The 8,368-nt window shown below is 67.1% G+C and carries 8 protein-coding genes; all 8 read left to right on the top strand.

The genetic code is table 11. The features are described 5' to 3' along the window. Positions 1-295 (top strand): SPOR domain-containing protein (locus tag N878_RS06655; RefSeq protein WP_021442886.1); only part of this gene is annotated, 295 nt, incomplete at its 5' end. A gap of 96 nt (positions 296-391) precedes the next feature. Continuing rightward, positions 392-922 carry an ATP-dependent protease subunit HslV gene (gene hslV / locus N878_RS06650; protein WP_021442885.1) on the top strand — a complete coding sequence of 177 codons (531 nt, stop codon included), beginning with the start codon at positions 392-394 and terminating at the stop codon, positions 920-922. Between the two features lie 41 nt (positions 923-963). After that, a complete protein-coding gene (gene hslU, locus N878_RS06645; RefSeq protein ID WP_021442884.1) occupies positions 964-2,304 on the top strand; it encodes an HslU--HslV peptidase ATPase subunit in 1,341 nt (446 codons plus the stop codon). A 78-nt stretch (positions 2,305-2,382) separates the two neighbouring features. After that, on the top strand, positions 2,383-2,754 hold the full coding sequence (locus N878_RS06640) for a gamma-butyrobetaine hydroxylase-like domain-containing protein (protein ID WP_021442883.1): 372 nt from the start codon (positions 2,383-2,385) through the stop codon (positions 2,752-2,754). Between the two features lie 296 nt (positions 2,755-3,050). Then, a complete protein-coding gene (phaC, locus tag N878_RS06635; protein ID WP_021442882.1) occupies positions 3,051-4,730 on the top strand; it encodes a class II poly(R)-hydroxyalkanoic acid synthase in 1,680 nt (559 codons plus the stop codon). A 141-nt stretch (positions 4,731-4,871) separates the two neighbouring features. Continuing rightward, positions 4,872-5,729 (top strand): poly(3-hydroxyalkanoate) depolymerase, encoded by an 858-nt coding sequence (phaZ, locus tag N878_RS06630; RefSeq protein WP_021442881.1) that lies wholly within the window; start codon positions 4,872-4,874, stop codon positions 5,727-5,729. A gap of 174 nt (positions 5,730-5,903) precedes the next feature. After that, positions 5,904-7,586 carry a class II poly(R)-hydroxyalkanoic acid synthase gene (gene phaC, locus N878_RS06625; protein WP_021442880.1) on the top strand — a complete coding sequence of 561 codons (1,683 nt, stop codon included), beginning with the start codon at positions 5,904-5,906 and terminating at the stop codon, positions 7,584-7,586. Between the two features lie 67 nt (positions 7,587-7,653). Further along, a complete protein-coding gene (locus tag N878_RS06620) occupies positions 7,654-8,268 on the top strand; it encodes a TetR/AcrR family transcriptional regulator (RefSeq protein WP_021442879.1) in 615 nt (204 codons plus the stop codon). Positions 8,269-8,368 lie beyond the last annotated feature (100 nt).

The following is an 8,368-nucleotide window of genomic DNA, read 5'->3' as shown; positions in this document are numbered from 1 at the left end:
CAACGGCCAGGTGCCGCCGCCCCCGCCGCCGGTGATCGCCGCCGCGCCGCTGACCACCCAGTTCTTCCTCCAGGCCGGCTCGTTCCGCCGCCGCGACGATGCCGACAGCCTGCGCGCGCAGATCATCCTGCTCGGTCAGAACGTGCGGGTGGAAACCGGCAAGGTGCGCGAGGAAACCTGGCACCGTGTGCTGGTCGGCCCCTTCGCCAACCGCGAACAGCTGGCCGGCGCGCAGAAGACCCTGGCCGCCAGCGGCTTCGGCAATCTGCTGTTACAGCAGCGCCAGGTCCGTTGATCCGCCTTTTGTCCGCCGTCGGTTGAAAAGCCGCGGCGCCCCCCCCATCTGAGTCTGCATCCGGGCAATTCGCCCCGCTGCGTGGAGACTCTCCCCTTGACCACCATCGTTTCAGTGCGCCGCCACGGCAAGGTCGTGATGGCCGGCGACGGCCAGGTATCCCTCGGCAACACCGTGATGAAGGGCAATGCCAAGAAGGTCCGCCGCCTCTACCACGGCCAGGTGCTGGCCGGTTTCGCCGGCGCCACCGCCGACGCCTTCACCCTGTTCGAGCGCTTCGAGGGCCAGCTGGAAAAACACCAGGGCCACCTGGTGCGCGCCGCCGTCGAGCTGGCCAAGGACTGGCGCACCGACCGCAGCCTGAGCCGCCTGGAAGCCATGCTGGCGGTGGCCAACAAGGACGCTTCCTTGATCATCACCGGCAACGGCGACGTGGTCGAACCCGAGGAAGGCCTGATCGCCATGGGTTCCGGCGGCGCCTTCGCCCAGGCCGCGGCACGCGCCCTGCTGATGAAGACCGAGCTGAGCGCCCGCGAGGTGGCCGAGACCGCGCTGGGCATCGCCGGCGACATCTGCGTGTTCACCAACCACCACCAGACCCTCGAGGAACTGGACGCCGCCGAATAGCGTCCGGTTGTTCATCCCGATTCGATAGCGAGCCCGATTCCATGTCCATGACGCCCCGCGAGATCGTCCACGAACTCAACCGCCACATCATCGGCCAGGACGACGCCAAGCGCGCCGTGGCCATCGCCCTGCGCAACCGCTGGCGGCGCATGCAGCTGCCGGCCGAGCTGCGCCAGGAAGTGACGCCGAAGAACATCCTGATGATCGGCCCCACCGGCGTCGGCAAGACCGAGATCGCCCGGCGCCTGGCCAAGCTGGCCAATGCGCCCTTCCTCAAGGTGGAAGCGACCAAGTTCACCGAGGTCGGCTACGTCGGCCGCGACGTCGAGTCGATCATCCGCGACCTGGCCGACGCCGCGGTGAAGATGCTGCGCGAGCAGGAGATCACCAAGGTCCGCCACCGCGCCGAGGACGCCGCCGAGGAACGCATCCTCGACGCCCTGCTGCCGCCGGCGCGCCAGGGTTTCGGCGACGAACCGGTGCGCAGCGAAGATTCCAACACCCGCCAGCTGTTCCGCAAGCGCCTGCGCGAAGGCCAGCTGGACGACAAGGAAATCGACATCGAAGTGGCCGAGTCGCCCATGGGCGTGGAGATCATGACCCCGCCGGGCATGGAGGAAATGACCAACCAGCTGCAGAACCTGTTCGCCGGCCTCGGCAAGGGCAAGAAGAAGAGCCGCAAGCTCAAGGTCGCCGATGCGCTGAAGCTGGTGCGCGACGAGGAAGCCGCGCGCCTGGTCAACGAGGAGGAACTCAAGGCCCGCGCCCTGGAGGCGGTGGAGCAGCACGGCATCGTCTTCATCGACGAGATCGACAAGGTGGCCAAGCGCGGCAACACCGGCGGCGCCGACGTCTCCCGTGAGGGCGTGCAGCGCGACCTGCTGCCGCTGATCGAGGGCTGCACGGTCAACACCAAGCTGGGCATGGTCAAGACCGACCATATCCTGTTCATCGCCTCGGGCGCCTTCCACCTGGCCAAGCCCAGCGATCTGGTGCCCGAGCTGCAGGGTCGTCTGCCGATCCGCGTCGAGCTCAAGGCGCTCAGCCCGCAGGACTTCCAGCGCATCCTCTGCGAGCCGCACGCCTCGCTGACCGAACAGTACGCCGCGCTGCTGAAGACCGAGGGGCTGGACATCGAGTTCGCCGAAGACGGCATCCAGCGCCTGGCGGAGATCGCCTGGCAGGTCAACGAGAAGACCGAGAACATCGGCGCGCGGCGCCTGCACACGCTGCTCGAACGCCTGCTCGAGGAAGTCTCCTTCAGCGCCGGCGACCTGGCCGCGCAGCACAGCGCTACGCCAATCCGCATCGACGCGGCCTACGTCAACGGCCACCTCGGCGAGCTGGCGCAGGACGAAGACCTGTCGCGCTATATTCTGTAAGCCCCGTAGCCCGGGTGAAATCCGGGGCCCCTGAAAGCCCCCGGATGGCATCCGGGCTACCGACAACGGAAATCCAGCATGCCCATCCCCAGCGCGATCAAACTGCACAAGGCCTCCAGGACCCTGGAGCTGCGCTACGGCGAGCAGAGCTACTCGCTCAGCGCCGAGTTCCTCCGCGTGCACTCGCCCTCGGCCGAGGTGCAGGGCCATGGCAAACCCATCCTGCAGACCGGCAAGCTCAATGTCGGGCTCGAGCGCATCGAGCCGGCCGGCAACTATGCACTGAAACTGTGCTTCGACGACGGCCACGACAGCGGCCTGTTCACCTGGGACTACCTGTTCGAACTGGCCACCCGCCAGGAGCAGCTGTGGGCCGACTACCTGGCCCAGCTCAGCGCCGCCGGCAAATCCCGCGACCCCGACGAATCGGTCGTCCGTCTGATGCTCTGAGCCTTCGGGCAAAGCCTCGTCGCAGAGCCTGCGGCCCTGCGCCCGCGGCTCAGGTTCGGCGGAGTTAGGGCGCGTTTTCTAATCTATCGCGGCATACTCCCGCGCCATTGACCGGCTTGCTTAACTTCACAAACTCGGGTAACCAAGGAACTGGCAGGTTCCCTGCATTTGGCTGCGCCAGGTGCAACGAAAGATGCGGACTCGATCCGCCCCCGGTAACCCGAGCAGTACCAGGCCCTGTGTCGCCGCGCGCGCCAACACGCCGGTATTCGTCTCAGGACAATGGAGCGTCGTAGATGAGTGACAAGAACAACGAAGACCTGAAACGCCAGGCCTCGGAAAACACCCTGGGACTCAACCCGGTGGTCGGCATTCGCGGCAAGGACCTCCTGACCTCTGCCCGCATGGTGCTGGCCCAGGCGCTCAAGCAACCCTTCCACAGCGCCAAGCACGTCGCCCACTTCGGCCTGGAGCTGAAGAACGTCATGCTCGGCCAGTCCGAGCTCAAGCCCGAGGACGGCGACCGCCGCTTCGCCGACCCGGCCTGGAGCCAGAACCCGCTGTACCGCCGCTACCTGCAGACCTACCTGGCCTGGCGCAAGGAACTGCACGACTGGATCGAGCACAGCTCGCTGTCCGAGCAGGACGCCAGCCGCGGCCACTTCGTGATCAACCTGATGACCGAGGCCATGGCACCGTCCAACAGCATGGCCAACCCGGCCGCGCTCAAACGCTTCTTCGAAACCGGCGGCAAGAGCCTGCTCGACGGCATGTCGCACCTGGCCAAGGACATGGTCAACAACGGCGGCATGCCCAGCCAGGTGAACATGGCGGCCTTCGAGGTCGGCAAGAACCTGGCCACCACCGAGGGTGCCGTGGTGTTTCGCAACGACGTGCTGGAACTGATCCAGTACAAGCCGATCACCGAGAGCGTGCACGAACGTCCGCTGCTGGTGGTGCCGCCGCAGATCAACAAGTTCTACGTGTTCGACCTGTCGCCGGACAAGAGCCTGGCGCGCTTCCTGTTGCGCAGCCAGGTGCAGACCTTCGTGGTCAGCTGGCGCAACCCGACCAAGGCGCAGCGCGAGTGGGGCCTGTCCACTTATATCCAGGCGCTCAAGGAAGCCATCGAGGTCATCTGCGCCATCACCGGCAGCAAGGACGTCAACATGCTCGGCGCCTGCTCCGGCGGCCTGACCACCGCCTCCCTGCTCGGCCACTACGCCGCCCTCGGCGAGCAAAAGGTGCATGCCCTGACCCTGCTGGTCAGCGTGCTCGACACCCAGCTCGACACCCAGGTGGCGCTGTTCGCCGACGAGAAGACCCTGGAAGCCGCCAAGCGCCGCTCCTACCAGGCCGGCGTGCTGGAAGGCAGCGACATGGCCAAGGTGTTCGCCTGGATGCGCCCCAACGACCTGATCTGGAACTACTGGGTCAACAACTACCTGCTCGGCAACGAGCCGCCGGTGTTCGACATCCTCTACTGGAACAACGACACCACGCGCCTGCCCGCCGCCCTGCACGGCGAATTCATCGACATGTTCCAGACCAACCCGCTGACCCGTGCGGGCGCGCTGGAGGTCTGCGGCACGCCGATCGACCTCAAGCAGGTCACCTGCGACTTCTTCTGCGTCGCCGGCACCACCGACCACATCACCCCCTGGGATTCCTGCTACAAGTCGGCCCACCTGTTCGGCGGCAAGTGCGAGTTCGTGCTGTCCAACAGCGGCCATATCCAGAGCATCCTCAACCCGCCGGGTAACCCCAAGGCGCGCTACATGACCAACAGCGAGATGCCGGCCGACCCCAAGGCCTGGCAGGAAGGCTCGACCAAGCACGCCGACTCCTGGTGGCTGCACTGGCAGAGCTGGCTGGCCGAGCGCTCGGGCAAGACCAAGAACGCGCCCACCGCGCTGGGCAACAAGAAACATCCGGCCGGCGAAGCCGCCCCGGGCACCTATGTGCACGAACGCTGATTCGGCGCAGTTTGCGCCACACTGCCTGCGGCACTGGGAGGTGCCGCTCGCCGCGACGCCGGCGAACCAGGCTCGCCCTGGTGAATCTGGGAGTGGCCGGGACGGTCGCCCCCAGCGTTTCAACTGATAGGGCCCGCGCGCATGCCGTCACCTTTCGTATTTCGCACCATCGACCTCGATGGTCAGACCATCCGCACCGCGGTGCGCCCCGGTAACGGCCAGCTGGTGCCGCTGCTGATCTTCAACGGCATCGGCGCCAACCTGGAGCTGGTGATGCCCTTCGTCCAGGCCCTCGACCCGGACCTGGAGGTGATCGCCTTCGACGTGCCCGGCGTCGGCGGCTCGTCGACCCCGGCCACGCCCTACCGCTTCCCCGGCCTGGCCAAGCTGGCGGCGCGCATGCTCGACTACCTCGACTACGGCCAGGTCAACGCCATCGGCGTGTCCTGGGGCGGCGCCCTGGCGCAGCAGTTCGCCCACGACTACCCGGAGCGCTGCAAGAAGCTGATCCTCGCCGCCACCTCGGCCGGCGCGGTGATGGTGCCGGGCAAGCCCAAGGTGCTCTGGCGCATGGCCAGCCCGCGGCGCTACGTGCAGCCGTCCTACGGCGTGCGCATCGCCCCGGACATCTACGGCGGCGCCTTCCGCCGCGATCCCAAGCTGGCCATGGCGCACGCCAGCAAGGTGCGCTCCGGCGGCAAGATGGGCTACTACTGGCAGCTGTTCGCCGGCCTCGGCTGGACCAGCATCCACTGGCTGCACAAGATCCGTCAGCCGACCCTGGTGATGGCCGGCGACGACGACCCGCTGATCCCGCTGATCAACATGCGCCTGCTGGCCTGGCGCATCCCCAACGCCGAACTGCACGTGATCGACGACGGCCACCTGTTCCTGGTGACCCGCGCCGAAGCGGTGGCGCCGATCATCATGAAGTTTCTCGAGGAGGAACGGCAGCGCGCGGTGATGCACCCGCAGCCCGCCCCGGCACGCCAGCATTGAGCGCACAACTGTAGTGCAAGGCTGTCAGATTGCTCGACAAGGAGGCCGCCGAGGCGCCTCCGCCTGATGCGCGCGGCTGTCTGGAATGCCCTTCCGGCGCGCTTGGTACAAGGCTTGCTGCGCAGCCTCGTACCTTGAAAGTCTCTACCAGGATTGACGACGGAGTGTTGCCCCATGCGAGACAAGCCCAATAGCGGCGCCCTGCCAACGCCTGCCACTTTCATGAACGCCCAGAGCGCCGTGGTCGGCGTGCGCGGCCGCGACCTGCTCTCCACCGTGCGCCTGCTCGCCGTGCAGGGGCTCAAGCATCCAGTGCGCAGCAGCCGCCACCTGCTCGCCTTCGGCGGCCAGCTCGGCCGCGTGCTGCTCGGCGATACGCTGCACAAGACCAACCCGCAGGACGCGCGCTTCGCCGACCCCACCTGGCAGCTCAACCCCTTCTACCGGCGCAGCCTGCAGGCTTACCTGGCCTGGCAGAAGCAGCTGGGCGCCTGGATCGACGACAGCGAGCTGTCGGCCGACGACCGCGCCCGCGCGCGCTTTCTCGCGGCGATCCTCAGCGACGCCCTGGCGCCGTCCAACAGCCTGCTCAACCCGCTGGCGCTCAAGGAGCTGTTCAACAGCGGCGGCAGCAGCCTGTTCAAGGGCATGCGCCATCTGCTCGACGACCTGCTGCACAACGACGGCCTGCCCAGCCAGGTCAGCAAGCACGCCTTCGAAGTCGGCCGCAACCTGGCCTGCACCCCCGGCTCGGTGGTGTTTCGCAACGAGCTGCTGGAGCTGATCCAGTACCGGCCGATGAGCGAGAAACAGTACGCCAAGCCGCTGCTGATCGTGCCGCCGCAGATCAACAAGTACTACATCTTCGATCTGTCCACCGACAAGAGCTTCGTCCAGTACGCGCTGAAGAACGGCCTGCAGACCTTCATGATCAGCTGGCGCAACCCGGACGCGCGGCACCGCGAATGGGGCCTGTCGAGCTACGTGCAGGCGGTCGAGGAAGCCGTCGACGCCTGCCGCGCGATCACCGGCAGCAAGGAGGTCAACCTGCTCGGCGCCTGCGCCGGTGGCCTGACCATCGCCGCCCTGCAGGGCCACCTGCAGGCCAAGCGGCAGCTGCGCAAGGTGGCCAGCGCCACCTACATGGTCAGCCTGCTGGACAGCCAGATCGACAGCCCGGCCATGCTGTTCGCCGACGAGCAGACCCTGGAATCGGCCAAGCGCCGCTCCTACCAGCAGGGCGTGCTGGACGGCCGCGACATGGCCAAGGTGTTCGCCTGGATGCGCCCCAACGACCTGATCTGGAACTACTGGGTCAACAACTACCTGCTCGGCAAGCAGCCGCCGGCCTTCGACATCCTCTACTGGAACAACGACAACACCCGCCTGCCGGCGGCGCTGCACGGCGACCTGATCGACTTCTTCAAGCACAATCCGCTCAGCCGCGCCGGCGGCCTGGAGGTCTGCGGCACCCCGGTGGACCTGGCCAAGGTCACGGTGGACAGCTTCAGCGTGGCCGGCATCAACGACCACATCACCCCCTGGGACGCGGTGTACCGCTCGGCCCTGCTGCTCGGCGGCAACCGCCGCTTCATCCTGTCCAACAGCGGGCATATCCAGAGCATCCTCAATCCGCCGGGCAACCCCAAGGCCAACTACTACGAGAACGGCAAGCTGACCTCGGACCCGCGCGCCTGGTACCACGATGCCCAGCACGTACAGGGCAGCTGGTGGCCGCAGTGGCTGGAATGGATTCAGGCACGCTCCGGCGAGCAGCGCGAGACCCTGCTGGCGCTGGGCGACCAGAAGCATCCGCCAATGGAGGCCGCGCCCGGCACCTACGTGCATATCCGTTGAAGGGCTGGCCGGCGCCGCGCCGGCCGCGTTATCGTCAACGCCTCCGCGCCACCGACAAGAAGACCGGATGAAAACCCGCGAGCGCATCCTGCACACCGCCCTGCAGCTGTTCAACCAGCAGGGCGAGCCCAACGTCTCCACCCTGGAGATCGCCAACGAGCTGGAGATCAGCCCGGGCAATCTCTACTACCACTTCCACGGCAAGGAGCCGCTGGTGCTGGAGCTGTTCGAGCGCTTCCAGGCCGAGATGGCGCCGCTGCTCGATCCGCCCGCCGAGGCGCAGCTGGACGTCGAGGACTACTGGCTGTTCCTGCACCTGATCGTCGAGCGCCTGGCGCAGTACCGCTTCCTGTTCCAGGATTTGTCCAACCTGGCCGGGCGCCTGCCCAAGCTGGCGCGCGGCATCCGCCACTGGCTGAACTCGCTCAAGCGCACCCTGGCCGCCCTGCTGGCGCGACTGATGGCCGAGGGACAACTGGTCAGCGACACCCGCGCCCTCGGCCAGCTGGTGGAGCAGATCACCCTCACCCTGCTGTTCTCCCTCGACTACCAGCGCATCCTCGGCAGCGACGGCGAGAGTCGCCTGGTGGTCTATCAGGTGATGATGCTGGTGGCGCCGCACCTGGCTGCGCCTTCGCGCTTCGCCGCCGAGCAACTGGCGCAGCGCTACCTGGACGCCTGAGCCGCGCAGAAACGCAAACGCCCGGCACTAGGCCGGGCGCTTGTGGTCCCGAGAAACTCAGGACGGGGTGGCAGGCGTCGCCGCAACGGCAGCCGGGGCC

It is taken from the genome of Pseudomonas sp. EGD-AK9 (assembly GCF_000465935.2).
GTDB lineage: Bacteria > Pseudomonadota > Gammaproteobacteria > Pseudomonadales > Pseudomonadaceae > Aquipseudomonas.
Note: the sequence above shows the minus strand (reverse complement) of the source record. Positions and strands in the feature narration are given on the sequence as shown.

What these genes read in the sequence shown, in the direction of transcription:
- hslU (WP_021442884.1), top strand. Translation starts at nt 964, where the DNA reads ATGTCCATGACGCCCCGCGAGATCGTCCACGAACTCAACCGCCACATC.
- N878_RS06640 (WP_021442883.1), top strand. Translation starts at nt 2,383, where the DNA reads ATGCCCATCCCCAGCGCGATCAAACTGCACAAGGCCTCCAGGACCCTG.
- phaC (WP_021442882.1), top strand. Translation starts at nt 3,051, where the DNA reads ATGAGTGACAAGAACAACGAAGACCTGAAACGCCAGGCCTCGGAAAAC.
- phaZ (WP_021442881.1), top strand. Translation starts at nt 4,872, where the DNA reads ATGCCGTCACCTTTCGTATTTCGCACCATCGACCTCGATGGTCAGACC.
- phaC (WP_021442880.1), top strand. Translation starts at nt 5,904, where the DNA reads ATGCGAGACAAGCCCAATAGCGGCGCCCTGCCAACGCCTGCCACTTTC.
- N878_RS06620 (WP_021442879.1), top strand. Translation starts at nt 7,654, where the DNA reads ATGAAAACCCGCGAGCGCATCCTGCACACCGCCCTGCAGCTGTTCAAC.